The organism is Microcystis sp. M049S2, from assembly GCF_020245625.1.
Taxonomy (GTDB): domain Bacteria; phylum Cyanobacteriota; class Cyanobacteriia; order Cyanobacteriales; family Microcystaceae; genus Microcystis; species Microcystis ichthyoblabe_A.
In genome coordinates, this window is sequence record NZ_JADBUN010000272.1 from 14052 (window position 1) to 39154 (window position 25103).

A 25103-nucleotide genomic window follows, 5' to 3' on the forward strand; every position below is an offset into this window, starting at 1 on the left:
ACTGGCTGCTGATACTAAATCCTGTTTAAAAAGTATAGGAAAGTGGGAAGATGGGGCAAAAAACCAAAGAAATTAGGAACCATAAGTCCCTAATTCCTGTAGTATATGCCATTGTATGTAACGGGCTTGGAGAGACTCGAACTCCCGACCTTGTGGTCCGTAGCCACACGCTCTAATCCACTAAGCTACAAGCCCTTGTTTTTCTCAACAGTAAACTACTATAGCACAGGTTCATTCAATGACGCAAGAGGGTAAAGAAAAATTATCTCATCTCGACAGCCAAGGCGAGGCCCAGATGGTGGATGTATCGGAGAAAATGCCCACTAAACGCACTGCTATCGCCCTAGGACAAGTGAGAATGCTAAAAACGACTTTTGAAGCCATAGAACAGGGAAATGCGCCCAAAGGTGACGTTTTAGGGACGGCCAGACTAGCCGGAATTATGGCGGCCAAACAAACTTCCTGTTTAATTCCCCTTTGCCATCCCTTACCCCTGCAAAAAATCAATGTTCAGATTATCCCGAAAGCAGAGTTACCCGGCTACGAAATTCGGGCAGAAGTGGTGACAAAATCGGAAACTGGGGTAGAAATGGAAGCTTTAACGGCGGTATCTGTGGCAGCCTTGACTTTATACGATATGGCTAAAGCGTTAGAAAAATCAATCCTGATTGAAAATATCCGTCTGCTGAGTAAAACAGGAGGAAAATCAGATTATCATCAGGATTCCCTGTTGCGATGAAAACTCTAAGTAGGGTTTGCGGCAAAAAGTTTTTCCTGGTGTCAGGGTGTGGGGTGTGGGGTGTGGGGTGTGGGGTGTGGGGTGTAGGGTGTGGGGTTGTACCAATTTTCAGGGAGTCAATTACCTAATTTTCGGGGAAAAAGTACCTGACTCCAATCGCTGGCACTTGTTGATTTCAAAAAAGCCTAAAGATATTATCCAAGAAGGTTTTTAGATTTATTCAGCAAACCCTAAGTAATCCCTTCTAATTTTTCATCGGTCAATTGATATAATTCCTGTAATTTCTCTAATTTGTCGGGGTCTGCTTGCCAAAAACCGCGACCCTGTGCTTCTAACATTCTACCGACAATATTACGGAAAGCTTCGGGATTAGCTTGACGCAATTTTTCCGCCATTTCTGCATCAAAAGCGTAGGTATCGGCTGCCTGATCATACACCCAATCGTCACTAAAATTAGCCGTACCGCCCCAACCAATTAAAGCGGTCATTCTTTGGGAGATTTCGTAGGCCCCACCGGAACCTTGATTAACCATGGCATTAGCCCATTTAGGATTGAGTAATTTACTGCGGTATTCTAAGCGCAAAACCTCCTCTAATTTGCGGGGAGTTGTATCATTGGAAAAACTCTCAACAAAACTCGTCATCACCCGTTTACCGCTTTGTTTTTCTGCGGCTAATTTTAATCCTCCTGTATTGCCGTAGTATTCCTGAATATCGGTTAAACCGTATTCTACCGAGTCAATTTCTTGGATAATACTTTCACTGGTTTTTAATAACTGTTGTAGCACTTCTGGCCGCGCTTGTCCCTTATCTTGACGACCATAACTAAAAACATTACGCTTTTCCCAAGTTTTCGCTAATTCGTTGTCATTGTCCCAATTTCCCTCCACTACTTGGTCATTAACTAAAGAGCCAAAATCCCCGGCAGGATTGGAAAATAAACGAGCGCTGGCATTGTCAATTCCTTGACTTTTTAAGGCTAAATAGTGCTTACGGATATAATTATCATTTTCCGATTCTTCTATCTCGGCTGCCCGCTGCATTAAATCATCCAATAACTCGATAATATTGATAAAAGTATCTCGAAAAATTCCCGATAAATTAGCCAAAATATCGATGCGCGGGTGTCCAATTTCCCCTAGAGGTTTTAATTCATACCTGACAATTCTTCCTGTTCCCTCTTTGACTGGTTCAGCACCGACTAATTCTAAGAGAATACCCAGGGATTCACCCTTAGTTTTAATCACATCTAATCCCCAGAGTAAAACTGCTACAGTTTCGGGATATTTTCCTTTTTCGGTTAAGTTTTGTTGTAGCAGTTTTTTGGCGATTTCTCGTCCGCGAGTGTAGGCTGCGGGGGAAGGCATCCGGTAGGGGTCTAAAGCGTGTATATTGCGTCCTGTGGGTAAAACTCCCGCACCATCTCGGAGTAAATCACCCCCCGGCGCTGGGGGTACATATTCGCCATTTAATCCCCGCAAAAGATTAGTTAATTCGTCGCTATTTTGTCCTAATAAATTTTTAATAGCAACGCCTTCTTTAAGCTTTTCATTGGTTGCTTCATCAGCGAGAATTTGCTGAAATTCTCGCTCAGATAAATCGGTAAAATAAGCATCAAGATAACCTTTTAATTCTTCCTGATTGGGAGCAGTTCCTAGAGTGTGTAAACCCGAAGAAAATAGTCTTTGTTCGACGATTTGCAAGTAATTATACACCTTGACAAAATAATCGGTTAGTGCATAGCGGCTAAATAATTTGGCATTTTCTAAAGTGAATTCTATTCTTTGTTTTTCTGCTTCCAGAAAAGGACAATCTTTAGAGATACCTGTATCAATAATCTTTTGGAGAATACTATCTCTTAAAGCGTAATTTTTCTCAGGATTTTCTCGAAACTCGGCAATCAAATCTCGCAAAATCATCAATTCTTTATATAATCCCGCTCGTCCGTAGGGAGGCACATTATGGGAAATTAACACCCCATAGCCGCGACGTTTAGCTAGGATAGATTCCGAGGGATTATTAGCGGCATAAATATATAAATTCGGTAAATCTCCTAATAAAATATCTGACCAAGAATAACCAGTATTTCCTAGGGGTGAACCGGGCAGCCATTCGACAGTTCCGTGCATACCAAAATGAATGATCGCATCGGTCTTAAAATCTTTTTGTAACCACTGATAAAAGGCTGCATACTGAGGGTGAGGAGTTAAATCTTTTTCAAACATTAACCGCATCGGATCCCCAGCAATTCCTAAAGGTGGTTGCACTCCAATCCAGATATTACCTAACTCAATTCCCCCTAAATGATACTGGTTGCCAACAGTTTTTATTCCCGCATCTTTCAGAGATTTCCAGTGTTTTTCAATGCGAGAAGTTAATAGATAACCTAGCCAATTTTCTAAAGTTTCTATCGATAAACGATTTTGTTTAGAGAGATTTTCATCATCGGCAAATTTAACTTTTTGAATAATTTCTTCCCCGTCTTCGGGAATCGTTCCCAGATTATAACCCTGCGCTTCTAAAGCTTGTAAAAACTTAACTAAACTCCGGGGAACATTTAATAAAGCTGCCGTACCAACTGCCCCATAACCAGGCGGAAATCCATAGAGAATGATGGCTATTTTGCGTTCTTGGGGAGGGGTTTTATGTAACTTAATCCAACTGTTTAAACGTCCAGTTAAACGCTGTAATCTTTCGGGGATTAAATAGATAGTTTCCCCCACTAATCCCCCCAGAGGAATCGTATCAATTGCTCCATCTAATTCCGGTAAAGCGTATAGAACCACACTCTGTAAACCACCGATTCCCTGTCTTGTCCAAGAATAAATATCTTGAATCAATAAAGGGGCAGCGATAAGATAAGGAATATTTTTAGCGGACAGAATTCGTTTAGCCACTTCTACCTGTCTTCCTGCTTCCATAGAACCTGCGGGACCCCCCACCAAAGGAAAGCCAATCGTCGAGACAATTGCATCTACTGTCACCGCATCTTCACTTAAAGAAGGAGTTTCAATGATTCCTTTTTTTCTTTGCTGAATTTCGTAGTCTGTGGTTAACCAATCCCGAACAATTGTATGGCCTTCCACTCCGTTAATAAACACGGGTAGGGGAATTAAATTAGCCGTTTCAAAATGACGGATTAATTGATTAATATAGGGTAGTTTACTGATAACGTGCTTCCGATAAAGCAGCAGTGCCACCACTGGTTTATCAAGGGATTTATTTTTTTGATACCAAGTCAAATATTCTTGGGGAGTGAGAAAATAACCCTGATAATCGGGGTGTAATAGTCCCTTATTGGGAGTTTCGATAACTTCGGGTATTTCCTGTACTTTTAATCCTAGATATTTTTGGGCAATTACCCAACACATAGCGGCAACATTTTCGCTTCCTCCCGCATTCCAATAACCGTAAATAATTAACCAATTACGCAAATCTTGAACTTTTTTAGCGGGAATAAATTTCAGCAGTTTCGGACCGGTTTTGAGGAAACTGAGATAACCGGCTAACTTATCTTCTTCCTTGCCACTGGAAAATTTACTCAAGATAAATTGAATTGGTTTTGGCATTCCTTTTGGTTTATCCCCGATGGCAAATTCTCCCAAACGGGTTAAACTCATTAACTCTAAAGCAGACTCAAAAACTAAGCGAATCGGAATCTCTGCCGCTCGTTGCCGCAGCCAAGTAACTTGATCGTAATCGAAGATCAAACTAGCAAAAAAAACGTCGGCAGTGGCTAAAGCTTGCTCGACTATTTCTGGTTCGCTAGTCAAGGATTTATCGCTGAATACTTTTACCTCTAAATCGGGACATTTAGAACTAGCCAACAGGCCCGATTGCCGATACAAATTCCTGTTAAAGGTTTCAAAGCCAACAATTAAAACAATGCTTTTCATAAGAATATATTTTTATACTAAATCTGGTTATTAAAAACTGATTATTTATTCCCCCTTTTGCATGAGTGCCTCTCCTGATATGTAGCCTATAGTCAACGGATTTAGTATGATTGAGGAATTTGCGTTATTTCAGCCTCTATTTTCAAGTCAGTCCCGATGAAAAAAATTTTCACCACCAGAGATGAAAGAGGTTTCTTTCCCTACACCCCACACCCTACACCCTACACCCTCTTTCAAGTCAGGGTGCGTTATCCTGCCTGAAAACACCCCCTGAAATGATCATAACGACAAACTAATAATAACTGCCGGATTTGCGATGATGGATGGCGGTTAAACCCTGGTGTAAAACCTTGCCTTTTTCTGCGATCGCATAAATCAGCCAATGATCACCGCACTCCATTCGTTGTTCTACCCGACATTCCAGATAAGCGAGCGCTTCGGCCAGAATCGGACCACCGTTCTCAGCTTTAGTGGTTTCGATATTAGCGAAACGATCTTCCCCTGGAGTAAAAGGTTTAAGAAAATGTTTCATTAAAGCCAAATGTTGACCTTCTTGGAGGATATTAAGGACAAAAGGCGTACCGCTATAAAGCAGAGACTCGATCGCTCGTTCTTTCGCCACGGCAATAGTCAATCCGGGGGGGGTGAACGTCGCTTGCGACACCCAAGAGGCTAACATGGCGCCGCGCAATTCCCCCAATTCGCAGGTGACGATACAGAGAGAACCCACCAAACGGCCCAGAGCCTGCGATCGCCGATCGCTTTGGGATTGGTTAACATTAGTTTTCGGTTGTCTGCTTTTGCGAGCTTTTTTGACTGCTTGAGCGAAATCGGTTCCTGCTTCCTCACAGGTCTTTAAAATTGCCTCCGTGGGTTTAAATTTAACCCGAATTGGCTCAAAACCGAAGCGATAACCGCCATCCCGGAATTTACCTTCCAAAAGATCGACCGCTTCCCCACTCCAACCGTAGGAGCCAAAAACTCCCACCAGCTTGCTTTTATCGCCATTTGCTAGGGTAATCCCCAAGGCGGTTTGGATGGGAGTCGGTGCGTGTCCTCCCAAAGTGGGGGAACCAAAGATAAAACCGACACTTTTTTCGATCGCCGTTTTGATCTCGTCTGGTTCAGCGAACTCGGCATTAATCGCCGTGACTGCTACTGCCGCTTTCGTGATCCCCATGGCGATCGCTTGAGCAAGGGTGGCGGTGTTGCCGTAGGCACTGGCATAAATCAGGGCGATTGTCAACTCTTGATACTTTTGTACTGCCAACCATTGTTGATAGGAAAGGGTCAATTCGTGCATCGCGTAACGCACCAGAGGACCGTGACCAACGGCATAAAATAAGGGCGATTTAGCGGCTAATTTCTCCAAAGCGTTGCTAATTTGGCTGGCATAGGGAGCCATGAGACAATCAAAATAATAACGCCGATCTTCGTTATAAACGCTCCAACCCTCATCAAAAATTTGGTCGCCACAAACGTGCGCTCCGAACAATTTATCGGTGTAGAGAATATCGGTTTTGCTGTCGTAGGTACAGAGTTGATCGGGAAATCTGGGGTTAGGAGTGGGGATAAATTCTAGTTGATGATTTGCTCCTAAATTTAATATTTCTTCCCCCTTGACAACCAACAGATTTAATGCTTCGGTTTCGAGAATTTTTTTCAGGGAAATTGCCCCCGGATTAGAACAAACAAAAGTGACTTGAGGAGCGATTTCTAAAAGTGCCTTGAGGGTGACGGCACGATTGGGGTTAACGTGACCGAGAATAATATAATCAATCGTTTTCGGATCGATTCTTTTAGTTAAAGCCTCTAAAAATATAGCCGAGAATGATTCCCCCGGTGGATCAAAAAGAGCGACCTTTTCACCTTTAATCAGATAACTATTGGCGGTGGTTCCCTTTTGTAATCCGTATTCGATCTCGAATTTTAACCTGTCCCAAGTGCGGGAACGAAAGACAAAAGTATCGACGGCAATAGGTGCTACTTGTACATCTCTCGGTTTGACAATTGCATTATTCATAATCTTAGTTACCAGTTATCAGTTAATTAGTCAAGTAGTTAAGCGGCAACTTGAGGCTGTCATCATTTTTTTCTAGGCAAGTTTGGCATTAAAGTCAACACTTGATTTTTGACTAAATACAGCCTTTTATCGCTGGGGACGAGTGGGGAAATTTACAGGTTATCTTGCCAGCCGGAAGGACATCAATATCTAAAGTACACTATCTCTGGGAAGAAACCTAGCTTCTAGCAATTTGCTTGCGGGTAAGGATACCCCTCTGGGGGGATTTGCCAGTCTATTGAGAAATTCTAAAGGGAAGGTGATCCCCGGAAGCGAGGTGCTAGTCTGAGGGAAACCCTGCTCTTTCCCTATCAGGCAAAGTTTTTATGAGCTATCAGCACTCGTCTTTTGACTGCACTAGCGCCAATTTTGAGAAAGCCGCTTTGAGTCATTTTCGCACTCTTGTGGCTTTTTTACCGGATAATTGCCGTGTTTACCGACAAACTTGGGAATTTTCTACGGTTCTCTGTCTCGATTTTCTAGCCTGTTTGCAGGGACTAGCAATCACCCGTCAAAATTTCGCCCATCTAGTCAATGTGACACAAGAACTCGGTTTAGGTCAAGCAATTATTTTGAAAGTAGGCAATAAAATCGTTGAGTGGCATCGTTTAACATTCTAGAAAAAAATCGGCTCTCTCTGTTCTTTGTGTCTCTGTGGTTTATCTTTAACGCTGCTGACACAATCGAATAGAAAGGTAGATTGTCGGCTATTCTAGAACTGTTTAAGTTGAGAAAAAGCACCGATAATTTGACCAAGGCTAATACCACCATCATTAGTGGGAACAGTTTGCTGCCAGTAGGGTTGAAATCCCGAAGCTTGTAGGCGATTAATTGTTCTTTCCGTCAGATAACGATTTTGAAAACAGCCTCCCGTCAGGAGAATTTTTTCTCTACCTGTTTTCTGAGCAATTTCTACAATAATCTCACTTAAACTATTATGAAATTTAGCGGCAATTATGCCGATTTGTACTTGTTTTTCTAAATCCTCAACAACTCCTAAAATTATCTGATTCCAATCAATAACTATGGGTGAGTCGGCGGACAAAGAAAAATTATAATATTCCTCTGTTTTAATGCTCTCAAGGGCAAATTCTAACTGCATTGCTGCTTGTCCCTCAAAACTTAATTGATAACATAAACCTAGAATCGCCGCCACACCATCAAACAAACGCCCGACACTAGAAGTTAAAGGACAATTAATTTTTTTTGTTAACATTTGCCTAAAAATAGACCATTCCTGTTCACTAAAAGCTGATTTTATCCTATCAGTATTTTCCATAACTTCTAGTAATCCTAAAGCTACTCGTCTGGGTTCTTTAACCGCTTTTTCTCCTCCGGGTAATGGCCAGGGTTTAAAATGGGCGACTCGCTGCCAAGAATCGGCAGCAATATGGATAAATTCTCCCCCCCAAATTGTGCCGTCTAAACCGTATCCTGTTCCATCCCAAGCAACCCCTAAAACCGGAGGTTGTAGCTGATGTTCTGCCATGCAGGATAAAACGTGAGCGTAATGATGTTGAATGGGAATAACGGGCAAATTTAAGCTATAAGCGTACTTGGTTGCTAGATATTCAGGATGAGCATCACAGGCAATAACTTCGGGTGCAAACTCGTATAATTTTTTTAAACTATCGAGGATATTTTCAAAATGATTAACAGCATTAACTGTATCTAAATCGCCGATATGTTGACTGATAAAAACTTGATTTTTTTGATAGATAGCCACGGTATTTTTAAAATAACTTCCCACGGCCAGAATCGGGGGAAAATCTCCCTCATTAACTTTAACTGGAAAGGGAGCATATCCCCGCGCTCGCCGCAAAATCATCGCTTTTCCCGCCATTTCCCTGATAATAGAGTCATCCACTGGTCGAACTATTGGACGATTATGAACTAGAAATAAATCGGCGATTTTTTCTAATTTTTCTAAAGCTTCTTTTTCGTCAATACAGATAGGTTCATCGGCTAGATTACCACTGGTTGCTACAATAGGAAAGCCTAATTCCGCTAATAAAAGATGATGTAGGGGAGTATAGGGTAACATAACTCCTAGGTAGGGATTACCCGGAGAAACCGAAGGAGAAAGATAATTTTTTCTTTGTTTAATCAGGACAATTGCCGCTGCAGGAGACTGTAATAATTGCGATTCTAAAGAAGATACATAACCATGTTTTTTCACTAACTCAAGATTAGGATACATCACGGCAAAAGGTTTATCCAGTCGCTGTTTACGTTGTCGCAATTTTTGCACTGCTTCCGTATTTCTTGCATCGACAACTAGGTGAAATCCTCCTAATCCTTTGATCGCTATAATTTTTCCTTGTTGAATTGCTCTAGCAGTGGCAATTAAAGCTTGATCTTTTTCCGCTAATACAGAGCCTTGACTGTCTAAAAGACTAATTTGGGGTCCGCAACTAGGACAGGCATTCGGTTGGGCATGAAAACGGCGATCCAGGGGGTTTTCGTATTCCCTTTGACATTCAGGACACTGATTAAAACTCCTCATAGTTGTGGCACTGCGATCATAGGGTAAACCCTCGATAATACTGTAGCGAGGACCGCAGTTAGTGCAGTTAGTAAAAGGATAGCGATAACGACGATTATTCGGGTCAAAAATATCGGCTAAACAATCGGGACAAGTGGCTAAATCTGGCAGAACAATTGTATTTTTTTCACCGCCGCTGCTATGACGTATGCTAAAGTTTTGATAACCGATAGGATTTAACCATTGAGTCTCAATATTTTCAATTAGCGATCGAGGGGGTTTTTCTAAAGATAATCGAGTCAAAAAAGTTTCTAGTTTATCTCGATTGCCCTCAACTTCAATAAAAACTCCCGCTGCTGTATTATTCACCCAACCAGTTAGGTTTAATTCCGTTGCTAATCGATAAACAAAAGGACGAAAACCGACTCCTTGTACTGCTCCGCGCACAATTAAAGCTAATCGCTGATCGGACTGAATGCTCTGATTATTCATAAAAATTTAACGGGGAAATTATCAAATCTATCCCTGATTACTTTTCCCGTTATACTAAACTTTCACTAATCACCCGACAGCATTCTTCCACACTTGCCCTTTTTTCCATAGCTATCACCAAAGCTTGATAGGCAGTCTGTTGTTTTTCTAAAAGAGTTTTTGCCTGTAATAAACTCCAGCGCTCTTTTTGGGCATAATTATTCTCAGGAACCCCCGCTAATTTTAAGGCCGATTGCAGATAAAATCGATCGCTTTCTCCCCCTGCCGCTTTACCATAAACTAAGGTTTCGGCAGCAATTCCCGCCATCCACACCGTAGAAATTCGCTCTAAAAAAGCAGGAAAATCGGTAAAATTCTTGACTTTTTGCTCTAAATCTGCTAGGTCAAATTGAACACCGCCGACTCCCTCCTGGCCTTGACGAAAGGCTTCCCAGGCGGTCAAACTATAACTGGCGATCGGAATGCCTAAAATATAAGCGGTGAGAAAATGTCCGGCCTCGTGGTGAATAACTCTTTGACGGTGTTTACTGGGAGAAAGAGCATCCAGTAGTAAAGTCACGCCTCGGTTATTAAAGGTGAGAGTATCAACGGTGACTAATCCCAAGAGGCTAAAAGTAGCCAAAGCGGGAATAAAAGGCGAAATAGACAGCAAAGGGGTGACAAATACGGAAAGAGTGATCGAAAAAACGGTAATCGCGATCAGATTTAAAGCTGTCTGTTCCATAAAAATTAATAAAAATATACAAATGCTTAATACTATGTTACATTGCCTAGTTTTATTTTCCCCGAATTAACCAACCAATTACCCCACCCACAAAAGCAGTCACAATCGATGTACCGATCTGTTTCCAGTTTTTTACCTCCCCAATTTTTTCGGCTAAATCGGGAATTTTTCCCACGGATGCCTCGATGAGTTGCACTCTTTCATTTAAACCCGTGATTTTTGCGTCTAAAGTCCTGATTTCTCCCTTAATTTCCGTCTGTCCTATCTCTAAGACCTGAATTTCTCTTTTGATCTCTCCGATGCTATTCTCGATCGCTTTTTGTCCACTCTCCAAAGAGGTTAAACGAGTTTCGATCGCTTTTTGTCCATTCTCCAAAGAGGTTAAACGAGTTTCAATCGCTTTTTGTCCATTCTCCAAAGAGATTAAACGAGTTTCGATCGCTTTTTGTCCATTCTCCAGAGAGGTTAAACGAGTTTCGATCGCTTTTTGTCCATTGATAATCAGATTTTCTAACCTTTTTAGGTCATTTTCCGTAAAAGCCGTCATCAGCTAAACTCCTAATAGATTAATTTTTTCTCGTCTTGAGATTGAGTCGATCGTTGACTAATTTAATTATGGAGTCAAAATCAAACTGTTACCCATTGATAGTTCTAGGTTCGATGCCGCAATAGGTATTTAGGGTGATAGGGAAATTTCTGCTAAATCCCCCATCTCCCCACTTCCCTTTAACATAAATAAATATTATTGTTTTCCACTATGGATAACTTTTATTGATGAATATCGATCGCACTATCCAAGAGGCAATAGGGATTTAGGGTGATAGGGAAATTTCCGCTAAATCCCCCACTTCCCCAATTCCCCACTTCCCCACTTCCCCACTTCCCTTTACCATAAATAAACATTATCGTTTTTCACTATGGATAACTTTTACTGATGAATATTGATCGCACTATCCAAGAGGCAACAGGGATTTAGGATGATAGGGAAATTTCCGCTAAATCCCCCACCTCCCCACTTCCCCACTTCCCCACTTCCCCACTTCCCCACTTCCCCACTTCCCCACTTCCCCACTTCCCACACTCCCTAATCCTGTCTCCTGTCTCCTGTCTTCTAAATTCTGCTGTATTGTTTCCCCTCATGAATATTGATCGCACTATCCAACTAGCTCATCAATTAGCGGACGCTTCTGGAGAGATTATCCAGTGCTATTTTCGGCAGCCCCATCTAGAAACCGAGACCAAACTCGATCAAGTTTCCTCAATAGTAACAATCGCCGATCAAGAAGCTGAGGAGGCGATGGTGGCGATTATTCGGCGAGAATTGCCTGAAGATGGGGTTATTAGGGAAGAAGGAGCCAATATTCCCTCCCAAAGTGGTCGTTATTGGGTATTGGATCCCATCGATGGCACATCCTCTTTTGTCAAGGGATTACCGATTTTTGGGACTTTAATCGGCCTAGTGGCAGAAAATCAACCGATTTTAGGAATTGTCGATCAACCGATTTTAGGCGATCGCTGGTTAGGAGTGAAGGGAAAAGGGAGTCTTTATAATAACCGGATGATTGTTAATCCCTACCGTCAAGATCGGGAACTTGTCTTAAAAAATGCCTGTTTAGCCTCCACCACTCCCTTAATGTTTATCACAGAACGACAACAGGCGATCGCTCGTCAGCTGCAAAGCGTCTGTAAACGTACCGCTTTTGGGGGTGATTGTTATAACTATATGATGTTAGCCACTGGCTGCACTGCCATGCCGATGGTAATCCTAGAATCAGACCTGAAATACTACGATTTTTGTGCTTTAATCCCGATTATTGAAGGTGCGGGCGGAATAATTAGCGATTGGTCTGGTAATCCCCTACAAGCTGATTCTAGCGAAGTTTTAGCCGTCTCTAATTCGGGTTTATGGCGGCAGGTTTTAGAACAAATCAGCAGAGTGGGTTAGTGCCAATACTAAGATAATTAAGGCTGGCTGAATAAATCTAAAAACCTTGTTGGGTAAGACTTTTAGACTTTTTGTCAATCAAAAAGTACCAGTTATGGGAGTGATCGTGGGAAAATTACGGGACTTTTTCTCTGAAAATTAGGTAATTGACCAGATGGGAATCAGTAAAAACCTACACCCCACACCCCACACCCCACACCCTGTCCCCACAAAAAACTTTTTCAGCAGACCCTAATTAATCAACAGCTAACCCACCCCTGCGGCAATTAAACCGTGGCTAATTGAGGTTGGGGACGTTTGCTGTGACGGATACCTTCGATCGCCGCCGCGTAATCTGGGGCATTAAATACCGCCGAACCTGCTACAATCGCATTAGCACCCGCTTCGAGAACTTGCCAAGTATTAGCCGGTTTTAAGCCGCCATCCACTTCAATCCAAGGATCCAAGCCTTTTTCATCGCACATTTGGCGTAATTGACGGATTTTGGGGACAACTTCCGGGATAAAACTCTGGCCACCAAAACCGGGGTTAACGCTCATAATTAGGACTAAATCGCACAAATGCAGCACATATTCGATTAAATCTAGGGGAGTGGAGGGATTTAATACCACACCCGCTTGTTTACCGAGTTCGCGGATTTGGCAAAGAGTACGATGGAGGTGGGGAGAAGCATTATGTTCAGCGTGAACAGAAATAATGTCAGCACCCGCTTTCGCAAAGTCAGCCACATATTTTTCCGGTTCGACGATCATTAAATGCACATCTAAAGGTTTTTTCGTATAGGGACGAATAGCGGAGACAATCAGGGGTCCAATGGTGATATTCGGGACAAAACGACCATCCATCACATCAACGTGAATCCAATCGGCTCCTGCCTTATCCACAGCCTCGATATCGGCTCCTAATTTACTAAAATCCGCCGATAGGATCGAGGGAGAGACAACGATCGACTTCGAGCTTCCGTTTTGGGTCATGGCTAACTATAGAATTTCGTGTTTATATTTTCGTAACAATCTTATCAGCAATCAGTGATCAGTGATCAGTAATCAGTAATCAGGAGACAGGAGTCAGTAATCAGTGATCAGTAATCAGTAATCAGTAATCAGGAGTCAGGAGTCAGTAATCAGTGATCAGTAATCAGTAATCAGGAGTCAGGAGTCAGGAGTCAGGAGTCAGGAGACAGGAGACAGGAGATTATTTTTATTTATTCTCCCCACACCCCACACCCCATCACCCCATCACCCCACACCCCACACCCCACACCCCATCACCCCATCACCCCATCACCCCATCACCCCATCACCCCATCACCCTACACCCCACCTACCTAGATTTACGAACTTTTTTGTCGAAACTGGATCATAAACTTTAAAAATAGGCATGATGGGAATAGTTGGGATCGAGGGGGCGGAAAGACGGATAAACTGGTGGTTCTGTAGTTATATATACTTAGCTATCTCAGAAATTTACGCTACCCTAGATTTTGGGTTCTTTACATTTTGTTACTTACCATCCGTAAGAAAACTTAGTTCGCGTACCTTATTTTCTCAAAAAAGAATCTTAAAAAAGTGTTAAGGTTTTATACTTGAGGAGTGTTATCAGGAGGAAAATTGTGTTTAAACGACTTGCAGAACAGCATCGCCAACTGGTCAAAGACTTAGTCATGGATTTACAGGCTTTAGCGATCGCACTAGAAAATCAAGGTTATCTAGCATCTTGCTACACCTGTGGCGGTCAAATGAACAGCGCATCTTTTATGGTGGGATTGGGTGAAACCCATCTAATTCGGTTTCTCGTGTCCGATTACGGCATCACCTGGACAGAAATGCGCGATGATCGAGAGTTAATGAAACTCGAAGGCGCGGAAGCCATCAGCCAACTACAGGAATTAGCCAATCTGATTAAATATCAAATTTCGCCGGCGGAATTTATTGACAAAAAACCCTCCTCCGTGCTGCAACGGTTAGAGACGGTTTAACCCGATATATGACCTAGACCTGTATGTTTAGCGAACTTTTTCCCCCTAACCTTTCAGCCAACTGTTAGCTAGATAAGCCATTCGTTTCATCTCTTTTCGTCCCCGGGAGACGGAATCGAGGATCATGCCACAGGTCAAACCTAAAAAGGCTAAAAGCATGATCGAGGCCGATAAAATAGCGGTGGGAAAACGTGGTACTAAGCCGGTTTCGAGGTATTCAAACAGGACGGGGATCGCTAAGAGGAGGGAAATAACCGCCAAAATCAGCGAGACAAGGCTAAAAAATAGAAAAGGACGAATTTCTTTAAAAAGTAGGATAGCGGTTCCCAATACCCGCCAGCCATCTTGAAAGGTTTTTAACTTACTTTGGGAACCTTCAGGACGTTCCCCGTAGAGGGTTGGTTCTTCAGCGAAGGGAATTTTTAATTCTAAAGCGTGGATAGTTAACTCGGTTTCAATCTCGAAACCATTAGATAAAGCGGGAAAAGATTTGACGAAACGACGAGAAAAGACACGATAACCGGAGAGCATATCGATTAAACGCGCTCCAAACAGAAATTTAACGAATCCTGTTAAAAATAGATTACCGGCGCGATGACCCGGACGATAAGCCTGGGAGGATTTTGCCGCTTCCCGACGCGCACCGACCACCATATCCAATTGTTCCCGCAGCATTCGTTCAATTAAGCGACGTACTGCCGCAATTTCGTAGGTATCATCACCATCAATAAGAATATAGATATCGGCCTCGATATCGGCAAACATCCGCCGGACAACATTGCCTTTTCCCGGTTGGATTTCCTGACGCACGATCGCCCCCGCTTTCAGTGCTTCGGTCACGGTATCATCGCTAGAGCGGTTGTTATAGACATAAATTGCCGCTTCTGGCAAAAAAGTTTGAAATTGGGAGACCACTTTAGCGATCGTTAGTTCTTCGTTGTGACAGGGAATAATCGCAGCGATACGGTAGTTTTGCAGGGAAATCGGCGGAATAGCAGTCATTTCGATCATGGCTGACGACAACGTTTAATTATAGTTAGGGGGGTGTCTTGGCGTTGGACGGCGTGAACAGTGGGACAATGGGGGAAAGCTTGGAAATAATCGTATCGGGATAAACCCATGTAATAATCGGGGTCGGGGGCCTTTCCCCAAGCAAAGTCATCTCGATAGATCATCGTAAAGTTTCGTTGGTGATTCTTTACCATTTCCGCCGCAAACATTGGACCGCTAACGACAATGGTAGAGTTAGCGGCGGCATTTTGATTAAGCCATTCCATCCCCTCTTTGAGACTTAATCCCCAGTAATCGGTTTCCTGTTGACCGTGGGCCGCTTTTAAGCCTCCGTAGGCGCGATTATAGTAGGTGTATTCGTAGGGATGCAGGCTAATCATGTCATAGACAATGACGCTAAAGTTGAGGATTAGCAGGGTCGTTAGAAAGATTTTTATTGACTTTCGCTTGAGTTTATGGTATGTCCAAATAATAGCCGTACTTGCGATCGCTGCTAGGGCGGGAATGACAAATAAAAAGTGACGGATGCCGTCGTAGAGGGTAGATTGACGCAGGATAGCAACGGTAGGCAGTAAAAACGCTTGGAGTACGGTGATTAGGGCGCATGCACGCTGGGTTGGCGTTAATTTGGTCATTTTTGTCAAAATGACCATTACACCGACCAGGGCGGCGATTTGCAGGAGGACGGGGGTGGTGAGGGAAAATAGCCGGGGTAGATAGTACCAAGGCAGGGAACGACCGGGGATATTTTGACCGTCAAAGAGAACCGTATTATCCCAGATGTTAAACTTGGACATGAGGGTTATCGCTTCGATAAACCAAGTAATCGGGTCTCTCCAAGCGGCAGGGTGGACAATATAGGTGGTTATTGCCCAAAAAAGTATAATAACTGCGTATAGGGGCAGAAAACGCCAAACGGTTTTGGGGAGGGTTTTGAGATCCCATCGGGCCACCAGATGGGCGAAGATGAGATAAAAGAGGATAAAAAAGCCACCGATGCGAATTCCGGTGATTAAACCAGCGATAATCCCGTAGAGACAAGAATAAACGGTTAAACGGTTAAATCCTAGTTTAATAGCCTGATTTTCGGACTGAAAATATTTATCCAGCAATAGGGAACCGGTGAAGGTTCCGAGGGTGAACATGGCTGCAAAGGGGATATCTTTGGGATTAAAGAAGGTATGACCCCAAAAAGCGGGAAATAGGGCTAAAATTAGCGCACCTAACCAAGCGGATTCGATTCCTGCTAGGATAGCGACGATTCCCACCACCGATAGATAGGTAATCAGGGAAAAAAGAAAGGTGACGACGTGCTTAACCCGGGTTATTTGCCAGATCCTCGATAGCCATTTATCCTTATCAGTGGGATTGGGAGGAAGATTGGGGGTAGCAGGGAAAAAATTTTCTTTGGTTTTGTAGATAAGTTGGGATATGTAGTTAAAATAAAAGCCGTAATGACGGGACATTTCTGATATGGGCTTGTTTTCTCGGATATATTCGAGATTATGATTGACCATATCCACTTCGATCGGTTCGTCCCAAGTGATACCATAGTTTCCGACTACCGATAAACCAATTATCGCCAGAACTAGGATGACCGATAGAATTTTTAGATAAGCTTGCTTAACTGAGATTAACCCTTTTCTAGACTTCATTGGCGATCGAGTCAGTATGGTGGGCAATTTTATCACCTTAGTATATCAAAATTTGGTCAACTCGCCTAAGGACGTTTTTGGGAGTTAAAAGTTTCCGTTTGTATTTGTTAGCCAAACATGGTATATCAAGTAAAAAGCTATCAGCTAAAAGGCTGACTCGTCCCAGAGCTAGTCATTGGTTTAATGGCACAATAAAAACTAATAACTGATTGGCTTTTGCTGAAAGTAAACAGTCCTATTGGGTTTAGTTTTCTCGTCGAAGTCACCAAAATTATTGATTAAATTATGGCATTATTAAAACGGTTCACCCTGACTCATCCCCTCTTCTGGGCAGTAGTTTATTTTATCGGACTAGGGATTTTATCAGTTATCTTAGGTCAAGATGTTAGCTGGGATTTACGCAATTATCATTTTTATAATCCCTATATGTTATTGACAGGAAGGTTTAAGTATGATGTCCTCCCAGCACAGATACAAACTTTCTTTAATCCTTTGATGGATGTTCCTTTTTTCGTTGCTATCTATTACCTAAAAATACCTCCGGTGGTGGTCGGTTTTTTCTTGGGAGGTTTCCATGGATTAAATCAGTGGTTAGTTCATTTAATCACTTATCACTCCTTCGATAAAGTTGGCGAAAGATACAAGATAACTTTAAGCATAGCGGCAGCAATTACCAGTATATTTGGGGCAGCTTTTCTATCAGAGTTAGGAACCAGTATCGGCGATAGTACCAGCAGTGTTTTTGTTTTGGCAGGATTATTTTTAATAATCCCTTGTCTTGGTCGTAATCAACCGGTTAAGGTTAAAACTATAATTTTTGCAGGATTGCTTTTAGGACTAGCAACAGGACTAAAATTGACCACGGCACTGTATAGTATCAGTTTAATCGTGGCGATTAGTTTTTTAACCAATACCATCAGGGAAAAGCTGCGTAATCTTCTGACCTTGATTCTCTCTATGACTGTGGGATTTTCCCTGACGATGGGTTATTGGATAATCCTGATGTGGACTAATTTTGCCAATCCCCTTTTTCCCTTTTTCAACAAAATTTTTCAATCTCCCTATATCGAAACAGATTTTAACCTGCAAGATACCCGCTTTTTACCGAAAGATGTTTGGCAATTTTTATTTTATCCCTTTTATTTTGTGCAGGAACAAACCCTAGTGGCTGAGGTAAAATTTAAAGAGACTCGTTTTGCTATTGCCTATGTTCTAATTGTAATTCTTCTGGGAGTGATTATTTATCAGTACACCTCTCGCCGTTCTCTAGAGCAAAAAAATAGTTTAGTCCATTTACCCATTCTCGGATTTTTATTACCTTTTTATTGTAGTGCCTATCTGATCTGGTTAAAGGGTTTTTCTATCTATCGTTACTTGATGGTTTTAGAGTTAATCACACCAGTTTTAATTATCCTGATTATTGCCTATCTTTATCCTCATAAAAGGACAGTTTTTATAATCTCTATCGCTATTTTTACCTTAATTGCTGCTACAGTCAAACCCTTAGACTGGTGGAGAATGGGATGGTCAGATAATTATTTTGGTATCGATAGTCAAGCATTAAAATCCTACGAAAATTCCACGATTGTTATGTGGGGAGATGAAGGAACGGGTTATCTAGTTCCCCATTTTCCTGCCTCGACTCGTTTTGTGCGATTGCGAGGAAATATGGGAGTCAGTGAGGGAACTTTAATGCGAAAAAATGCCGAGACATTTATTGCTAATACTCCCCCAGAATCTCTCTACATTCTCCAGACGGACTTTAATAAAAAATCCCCTGATATAGTGGAAGATTTGGCTAAAGAAAATCTCGTTATTGACTTCCAAAATTGTCAACCCTTTCCCACCAAAATCGAAAACTTTAATCTCTGTCGTCTTCGGAAAAAGTAATTAGCACGGGAAAGCTATTCTCTATTCTCTAACAATTATTAATTACCAGTGACTCCTAACTTTTATCTGTAATGATTTATCTATTGACGGTTAACTACAATTGCGCGGAATTAATTAAGCGTTTAATCGCTTCCCTCAACGATAACTTATGTGCTACTCTCATCATTATTAACAATTCCACTGAAGATAAAAATATCCAATCTTTAGCAGCGGAAAGAGTCAAGATTATTGAAGCGGGGGAAAATTTAGGATTTGGGAAAGGATGTAATCTGGGACTTAATTGGATTTATCAACAAGACAGAGAAGCTATCGTTTGGTTAGTTAATCCCGACGCTTACTTATTACCGGACTCTCTGGAGAAAGCCAGCAAATTTTTTCAGCAATATCCCGAAGTTGCCATCGCTGGTACAGAAATTTACGAACCGGATGGTAAAATCTGGTTTGGTTGGGGAAAATTTAATGCCAAAATCGGCACAATTAACGTGGTGGAGGAATCCTTAGACTATGGAGATAAACCCTATCTTATTCCCGACTGGGTGACGGGATGCAGTTTATTAATTAATTTCTCTAATTTTTCCACTTATCCCCATTTCGATCCCGATTACTTTCTCTACTACGAAGACTTTGATTTTTCCCGAAGATACGCAAATCAAGGCTATTTAGTCGTTGTTACCAATCAGATTAAAATTATTCATGAACCATCTTCTATCACCCGACGCTATGGTTATCTAAGACTAACTCATAATATCTATAGTTATCTTCTCAGTCTCGAAAAACATACGACTTTAACTATCCTTATTTATCGCTTGCTGCGGATGAGTTTTATGTCTTTACTGATCCTTCCCATTAAACCCAAATTTTCCCTAGCTAAGTTAGAAGGAATTCAACTCTATTGTCAAAGAATTATCACTAAACTGCGTCTAGGTTGAAACCCTTAGTTTTGCGGCTTCAGGCATTATTCTTGCTAAATCCTGTTTAAAAGCTATAGGAGAGCGGCGAGTGGCTTATCTCCACTTCCCGCCCTCCTATACCTTGATTCTTCAACCACAGCGATCGCCTACCCCCCCTAATTAGGGTTTGCGGCAAAAAGTTTTTCGTGGGGGTACGGTGTGGGGTGTAGGGTGTAGGGTTTTACCCGTTTTCAGAGGGTCAATTACCTAATTTTCGGGGAAAAAGTACCTGAATTTTCCCCCCGACCACTCCCATGGCGGGCACTTTTTGATTTCAAAAAAGCCTAAAGATATTATCCAACAAGGTTTTTAGATTTATTCAGCAACCCCTAATTGTAAAGATTTGTTTAGCTTGACCAGAGGTTGATAGTGCATAGGCTAGGATGAATTTTAAATGGATTCAAAATGAATTGAAAATGAATTCAAGATGAGCCAATCTGGTGAACTGTCGTATTTTAATCATGGAGTTGCCATTTTGTGAGTAAGAAATGGTTCGCAGATAACAGTTTGTCGATCGGGCGGACTCCTCTAGTGCGCCTTAATCGAGTCGTTGGCAACAGTCACGCCACGGTTCTGGCCAAGATTGAAGGTCGCAATCCAGCCTATTCGGTCAAATGTCGTATTGGTGCGGCCATGATCTGGGATGCAGAACAACGGGGACTATTGGGGCCGGGCAAAGAACTGGTGGAACCCACCAGTGGCAATACAGGCATCGCCCTAGCCTTTGTAGCCGCCGCTAAGGGGATTCCCCTGACCCTGACTATGCCTGAAACCATGAGCTTGGAGAGGCGCAAACTGTTGCTCGCTTATGGAGCCAATCTGGTGTTAACAGAAGGGACTAAAGGCATGACTGGAGCGGTGGCAAAGGCAGAAGAAATTGCCGCATCTAATCCCGATCGCTATGTGTTGCTGCAACAGTTCCGCAATGCTGCCAATCCCCGCATCCATGAGGAAACCACCGGCCCCGAAATTTGGCAGGACACAGATGGGGCGATCGATATTCTCGTGTCGGGTGTGGGAACGGGCGGAACCATTACGGGAGTTTCGCGCTATATCAAAAAAACCCAAGGAAAACCGATTTTATCGGTAGCGGTGGAGCCAGAAGCCAGCCCCGTACTATCCCAAGCCCGGGCAGGTCAGCCCTTGAAGTCCGGCCCTCACAAAATTCAGGGCATTGGGGCGGGGTTTGTTCCCGAAGTTCTAGATTTATCCCTCGTGGATGGGATTGAAACCGTTTCCAACGAAGAGGCCATTCTTTATGCCCAACGGTTGGCCAAGGAAGAAGGGATTATCTCCGGCATTTCCTGCGGTGCCGCCGTCGCCGTCGCCGGTCGCTTGGCACAACAACCCGAACACCAAGGCAAAACCATTGTCGTGATTTTGCCAGATTCCGGAGAACGGTATTTGAGTTCCATCCTATTCCAAGGGGTATTTAATGAGCAAGGGTTAGTGGCATGACGAGCGAGCATCCGAGCGTTTCCAGCGCTCTCTCCCAACCAACCTTGTCCTTGGATCTCGATGAGATTATCACTCAATTGTCTAAACCTCGTGGCGAGTCGTTCCACAGTTGGTATCAATCACGAAGCCATTTCCCCTTGCCCTCCCGTGAGGCCTTATTTCGGATTGTCGATCGACTGCGTGCCGTTCTTTTTCCCTATCACTTTGGCAATCCCGATTTAGGCGAAACATCCAGCCGCTATTTTATCGGTCATACCCTCAATGAAGTCCTACAACTGCTGCATCACCAGGTTTGTCGTGAACAGTGGTTGCTGGGGTCGCAGTTGCACTGGTCGTCAGACCAGATTGAGACGCACGCCCAAGGGACGGTACAAGCCTTTGCCACCCAATTACCCCATCTGAAAGCTCTACTGGAAACCGATATCACTGCGGCCTATCGAGGTGATCCGGCGGCCAGAAATTTAGATGAAGTATTGTTTTGTTACCCCGGGGTAACGGCAATCACTTATCACCGCATTGCCCATGCCCTGTATCGGTTGGACTCGCCCCTGTTGGCGCGGATTATCAGTGAAATTGGTCATTCCTTAACGGGGATTGACATTCACCCCGGGGCCTCGATCGGCAATAGCTTCTTTATCGATCATGGGACGGGGGTTGTGATTGGGGCAACCACGGTGATTGGCGATCGCGTGCGCCTTTACCAAGCGGTCACGCTCGGCGCAAAAAGTTTTCCCCGGGACGAATCGGGCAGTTTAATCAAAGGTCAAGCCCGTCATCCGATTATTGAAGATGATGTGGTGATTTACTCAGGTGCAACGATTCTCGGTCGGGTAACTATCGGTCGGGGCGCCACCATCGGTGGAAATGTTTGGTTAACCCGCAGTGTGCCGCCGGGGGGTTTTATCTCCCAGGCGCAACTACGACAGGAAATGTTTGATGACGGCTCGGGAATTTGAGGGGCTGTCCGGGCTGTGAATGTTCGGCCATAACAGTCGCTTTGTTACTTTTTTTTGAATTGGAGGATTTAACTCAATGACCTATACCCAAGATCATGAATTGCAACTGGCTTTGGGAGATGCTGCCGCTCGGCAGTTGGCCAATGCCACAAAGACCGTTCCTCAGTTATTGACCATTTCACCCCGGTGGTTCGTTCGCCTCTTGCATTGGCTACCCGTTGAAGCGGGGATTTATCGTCTCAACAAAGTCAGGGATGCCTCCCGGGTTGAGGTGGCCTGCTCTGAACGAGACGAGCGGGAGCTGCCCGAAACCTTTGTGGATTACGAAGAGAACCCCCGGGAGTATTTCTTGAGTGCGGTGAATACGGTACTGGATGTTCACACTCGCGTGTCCGATCTCTACAGCAGTCCCCACGATCAGATCCATGAACAATTGCGGCTGACGATCGAAACCCTGAAGGAACGTCAAGAAAATGAGTTGATCAACAACCATGAGTACGGATTGCTCAACAATATTGTTGATTCCCAGAAAGTGCAACCTCGCAATGGTGCGCCCACGCCGGACGATTTGGATGAGTTGCTGGTGAAGGTGTGGAAGGAACCGGCATTTTTCCTCGCCCATCCTAAAGCGATCGCGGCCTTTGGCCGAGAAGCAACCCGACGGGGTGTACCCCCTGCCACGGTGTCATTATTCGGGTCTCAGTTTATTACCTGGCGGGGCGTGCCTTTGATTCCTTCCGATAAGTTGGCTGTGAATGAACAAGGCAAAACCAATATTTTGTTATTGCGGGTAGGAGAAAGCCGTCAAGGGGTGGTCGGTCTCTATCAGCCCAATTTACCCGGTCAACAGGGAGTTGGCTTGTCGGTGCGATTTATGGGGATTAGTCGCAAGGCGATCGCCTCTTACCTGGTCTCCCTCTACTGTTCGTTGGCAGTGTTGACCGACGATGCGGCGGCCGTACTGGAGAACGTTGATGTCAACCAATACCACATCTACGACTATGACTAACCCCGAACTGATCCCTGAAAAGGTGGGGGGGAATCTACCCGCTCTATCCCCGCCCACCACTGCCCTAACTGAGGTCGAGAACATTTCTCTTAACCCCTTATTCCAACCTGACCTTCTTGAGCATCTCGCCCAGACGATAATTCAAGAACTACAACGGCACGACCTTAAGGCCGAGGTGGCGAAGGGGTTGAGTCCAGACCGGGATTATCTGGTGCCATCCGCCGCAGCAACCTCCCCGGCTGCTGTGGGCGAACGGCCCACAGTTCCCTTCGCTGTACCCTTAGCCACCCCCTCTTTCTACTTCATCGAAGAGTTAGAAACAAAAATCCCCGACCTTCCGGCGGTAGTGGCCAAACCGGGCCAGCTTGTTCAAGTCCAGGGGATCGATCCCCTTTTTGTCCCCCATGCCAGCGGGCGAAGCGTTCAAAGACCTAGCTTCTTTGATGTTCATACCATTCGCCTGGATTTTCCCATCCTGCAAGAACGGGTGAATGGCAAACCCTTGATCTGGTTCGACAATGCCGCAACAACTCAAAAGCCCCAAGCAGTCATCGATCGCCTCGTTCATTTCTACAGCCATGAAAATTCCAATGTGCATCGTGCCGCCCATGAATTAGCGGCCCGTTCCACAGATGCTTACGAAGCGGCCCGAGACAAGGTACGCCGTTTTCTCAATGCCTCATCTGCTAACGAAATCATTTTCGTGCGGGGGACAACGGAAGGCATTAATCTGGTGGCAAAAAGCTGGGGACAACAAACCCTACAAGCGGGGGATGAGATTGTCCTCACCCATCTGGAACACCATGCCAATATTGTGCCTTGGCAGCAACTAGCCGCCCAAACGGGAGCAAAGTTGCGGGTTGTCCCCGTGGACGACCACGGGCAGATTTTACTGGCAGAGTACCAACAATTACTCAACTCCCGCACAAAACTGGTGGCTTTTTCCCATGTTTCCAATGCCTTGGGAACCATTACTCCCGCCAAACAAATCATTGATTTAGCCCATCGGGTCGGGGCTAAAGTCTTGTTAGATGGCGCTCAATCGGTTTCCCACATTCCGATCGATGTTCAACAATTAGGGTGTGATTGGTTCGTCTTTTCCGGGCATAAAGTCTTTGGTCCGACAGGGATCGGGGTACTTTATGGTCAAGAAGACCTGTTAAATGCCACGGTTCCCTGGCAAAGCGGCGGCAACATGATCGTGGATGTGACGTTTGAGCGTACCGTGTATCAGGCGGCTCCCACTCGCTTCGAGGCCGGAACGGGCAATATTGCCGATGCCGTTGGCCTAGGGACGGCCTTGGATTATGTTCAGCAGATTGGTTTGACCACCATTGCCAATTATGAGCATGAACTTCTGGAGTACGCCACTGCGGGACTGACAACCATTCCGGGCCTGCGTTTGATTGGGACGGCGGCCGATAAGGCTGCCGTGCTTTCCTTTGTGCTGGAGGGATTTGATGTGGAAGTCATTGGACAGGCCCTGAACCGGGAAGGGATTGCCGTGCGGGCAGGCCATCACTGCGCTCAACCCATTCTGCGACGCTTTGGTCTAGAGGCAACGGTGCGCCCTTCCTTGGCTTTCTACAATACTAAAGCCGAGGTGGATGCGCTGGTGGCCGCGTTGGAACGTTTGCAACACGAATAAACTGACTGGAATAGGTGCGGCAGCTTGTACACCTATTCCAGTTCCCCCTGAACTGCCACCTATTTAGGGTCTGCTGAAAAAGTTTGTTGGTGGGGTTAGGGTGTGGGGTGTGGGGTGTGGGGTGTAGGGTTTTACCGATTTTCATCTGGTCAATTACCTAATTTTCAGGGAAAAAGTGCCTAAATTTCCCCCCCCGATCACCCCA

General features: G+C 44.1%; 19 protein-coding genes and 1 tRNA gene. 10 read left to right on the forward strand and 10 right to left on the reverse strand.

Annotated elements, in window-relative coordinates; genetic code table 11:
• Positions 1-121: 121 nt before the first annotated feature.
• A tRNA-Arg gene (locus IM496_RS20930) sits at positions 122-195 on the reverse strand.
• A 43-nt stretch (positions 196-238) separates the two neighbouring features.
• Here IM496_RS20930 and moaC point away from each other — a divergent pair.
• Positions 239-739: a cyclic pyranopterin monophosphate synthase MoaC gene (moaC, locus tag IM496_RS20935; RefSeq protein WP_002791111.1), complete on the forward strand. Its 501-nt coding sequence runs from the start codon at positions 239-241 to the stop codon at positions 737-739.
• A 230-nt stretch (positions 740-969) separates the two neighbouring features.
• Here moaC and bchH read toward each other — a convergent pair whose 3' ends face one another.
• Both bchH and IM496_RS20950 read right to left on the reverse strand, forming a co-directional pair.
• Positions 970-4635, reverse strand: a complete 3666-nt coding sequence (bchH, locus tag IM496_RS20945; RefSeq protein WP_287663156.1) for a magnesium chelatase subunit H — start codon at positions 4633-4635, stop codon at positions 970-972.
• A 292-nt stretch (positions 4636-4927) separates the two neighbouring features.
• Positions 4928-6658: a diflavin flavoprotein gene (locus IM496_RS20950; protein WP_287663158.1), complete on the reverse strand. Its 1731-nt coding sequence runs from the start codon at positions 6656-6658 to the stop codon at positions 4928-4930.
• A 365-nt stretch (positions 6659-7023) separates the two neighbouring features.
• On the opposite strand from IM496_RS20950, the gene IM496_RS20955 reads away from it, so the two are divergent.
• Positions 7024-7317 (forward strand): hypothetical protein, encoded by a 294-nt coding sequence (locus IM496_RS20955; RefSeq protein ID WP_046661505.1) that lies wholly within the window; start codon positions 7024-7026, stop codon positions 7315-7317.
• 92 nt (positions 7318-7409) lie between these two features.
• Here IM496_RS20955 and hypF read toward each other — a convergent pair whose 3' ends face one another.
• The 4 genes from hypF to IM496_RS20975 all read right to left on the reverse strand — a co-directional run bounded on the left by hypF (position 7410) and on the right by IM496_RS20975 (position 11538).
• Positions 7410-9674 carry a carbamoyltransferase HypF gene (gene hypF, locus IM496_RS20960; RefSeq protein WP_287663160.1) on the reverse strand — a complete coding sequence of 755 codons (2265 nt, stop codon included), beginning with the start codon at positions 9672-9674 and terminating at the stop codon, positions 7410-7412.
• A 49-nt stretch (positions 9675-9723) separates the two neighbouring features.
• Entirely contained in the window at positions 9724-10398 is a 675-nt protein-coding gene (locus IM496_RS20965; protein ID WP_271950115.1) for an ATP-dependent Zn protease, read from the reverse strand.
• Positions 10399-10450: 52 nt separating this feature from the next.
• Entirely contained in the window at positions 10451-10945 is a 495-nt protein-coding gene (locus IM496_RS20970) for a coiled-coil domain-containing protein (protein WP_287663165.1), read from the reverse strand.
• A 425-nt stretch (positions 10946-11370) separates the two neighbouring features.
• Positions 11371-11538, reverse strand: coding sequence for a hypothetical protein (locus IM496_RS20975; RefSeq protein WP_287663168.1), 168 nt, complete (start codon positions 11536-11538; stop codon positions 11371-11373).
• Here IM496_RS20975 and hisN point away from each other — a divergent pair.
• A complete protein-coding gene (gene hisN, locus IM496_RS20980; RefSeq protein ID WP_287663170.1) occupies positions 11537-12343 on the forward strand; it encodes a histidinol-phosphatase in 807 nt (268 codons plus the stop codon). The genes IM496_RS20975 and hisN overlap by 2 nt on opposite strands.
• 266 nt (positions 12344-12609) lie before the next feature.
• Here hisN and rpe read toward each other — a convergent pair whose 3' ends face one another.
• Entirely contained in the window at positions 12610-13317 is a 708-nt protein-coding gene (rpe, locus tag IM496_RS20985) for a ribulose-phosphate 3-epimerase (protein WP_008206602.1), read from the reverse strand.
• 638 nt (positions 13318-13955) lie between these two features.
• Here rpe and IM496_RS20990 point away from each other — a divergent pair.
• Positions 13956-14321 carry a DUF1815 family protein gene (locus IM496_RS20990; RefSeq protein ID WP_002801757.1) on the forward strand — a complete coding sequence of 122 codons (366 nt, stop codon included), beginning with the start codon at positions 13956-13958 and terminating at the stop codon, positions 14319-14321.
• Between the two features lie 45 nt (positions 14322-14366).
• On the opposite strand, the gene IM496_RS20995 is transcribed toward IM496_RS20990, so the two are convergent.
• Together IM496_RS20995 and IM496_RS21000 are read right to left on the reverse strand one after the other, a co-directional pair.
• Complete coding sequence (locus IM496_RS20995; RefSeq protein ID WP_287663172.1) at positions 14367-15332, reverse strand: glycosyltransferase family 2 protein; 966 nt, start codon at positions 15330-15332, stop codon at positions 14367-14369.
• A complete protein-coding gene (locus tag IM496_RS21000) occupies positions 15329-16987 on the reverse strand; it encodes a glycosyltransferase family protein (RefSeq protein WP_287663175.1) in 1659 nt (552 codons plus the stop codon). Before IM496_RS21000 ends, IM496_RS20995 begins: the two co-directional genes overlap by 4 nt.
• A gap of 285 nt (positions 16988-17272) precedes the next feature.
• On the opposite strand from IM496_RS21000, the gene IM496_RS21005 reads away from it, so the two are divergent.
• From IM496_RS21005 to IM496_RS21030, 6 genes are all read left to right on the forward strand, one after another.
• Complete coding sequence (locus IM496_RS21005) at positions 17273-18877, forward strand: glycosyltransferase 87 family protein (protein ID WP_194014602.1); 1605 nt, start codon at positions 17273-17275, stop codon at positions 18875-18877.
• Between the two features lie 71 nt (positions 18878-18948).
• The gene (locus IM496_RS21010) at positions 18949-19806 is read left to right on the forward strand and encodes a glycosyltransferase (protein ID WP_194014600.1); all 858 of its coding nucleotides are present in this window, start codon (positions 18949-18951) and stop codon (positions 19804-19806) included.
• Between the two features lie 498 nt (positions 19807-20304).
• Positions 20305-21285 carry a cysteine synthase A gene (cysK, locus tag IM496_RS21015; protein WP_287663178.1) on the forward strand — a complete coding sequence of 327 codons (981 nt, stop codon included), beginning with the start codon at positions 20305-20307 and terminating at the stop codon, positions 21283-21285.
• Positions 21282-22241, forward strand: coding sequence for a serine O-acetyltransferase EpsC (gene epsC, locus IM496_RS21020; RefSeq protein ID WP_194014596.1), 960 nt, complete (start codon positions 21282-21284; stop codon positions 22239-22241). The genes cysK and epsC overlap by 4 nt, the downstream gene beginning before the upstream one ends.
• 76 nt (positions 22242-22317) lie before the next feature.
• Positions 22318-23250 (forward strand): family 2A encapsulin nanocompartment shell protein, encoded by a 933-nt coding sequence (locus IM496_RS21025; RefSeq protein ID WP_002735851.1) that lies wholly within the window; start codon positions 22318-22320, stop codon positions 23248-23250.
• Complete coding sequence (locus tag IM496_RS21030; protein ID WP_287663181.1) at positions 23216-24898, forward strand: family 2A encapsulin nanocompartment cargo protein cysteine desulfurase; 1683 nt, start codon at positions 23216-23218, stop codon at positions 24896-24898. Before IM496_RS21025 ends, IM496_RS21030 begins: the two co-directional genes overlap by 35 nt.
• The last annotated feature ends 205 nt before the right edge of the window (positions 24899-25103 follow it).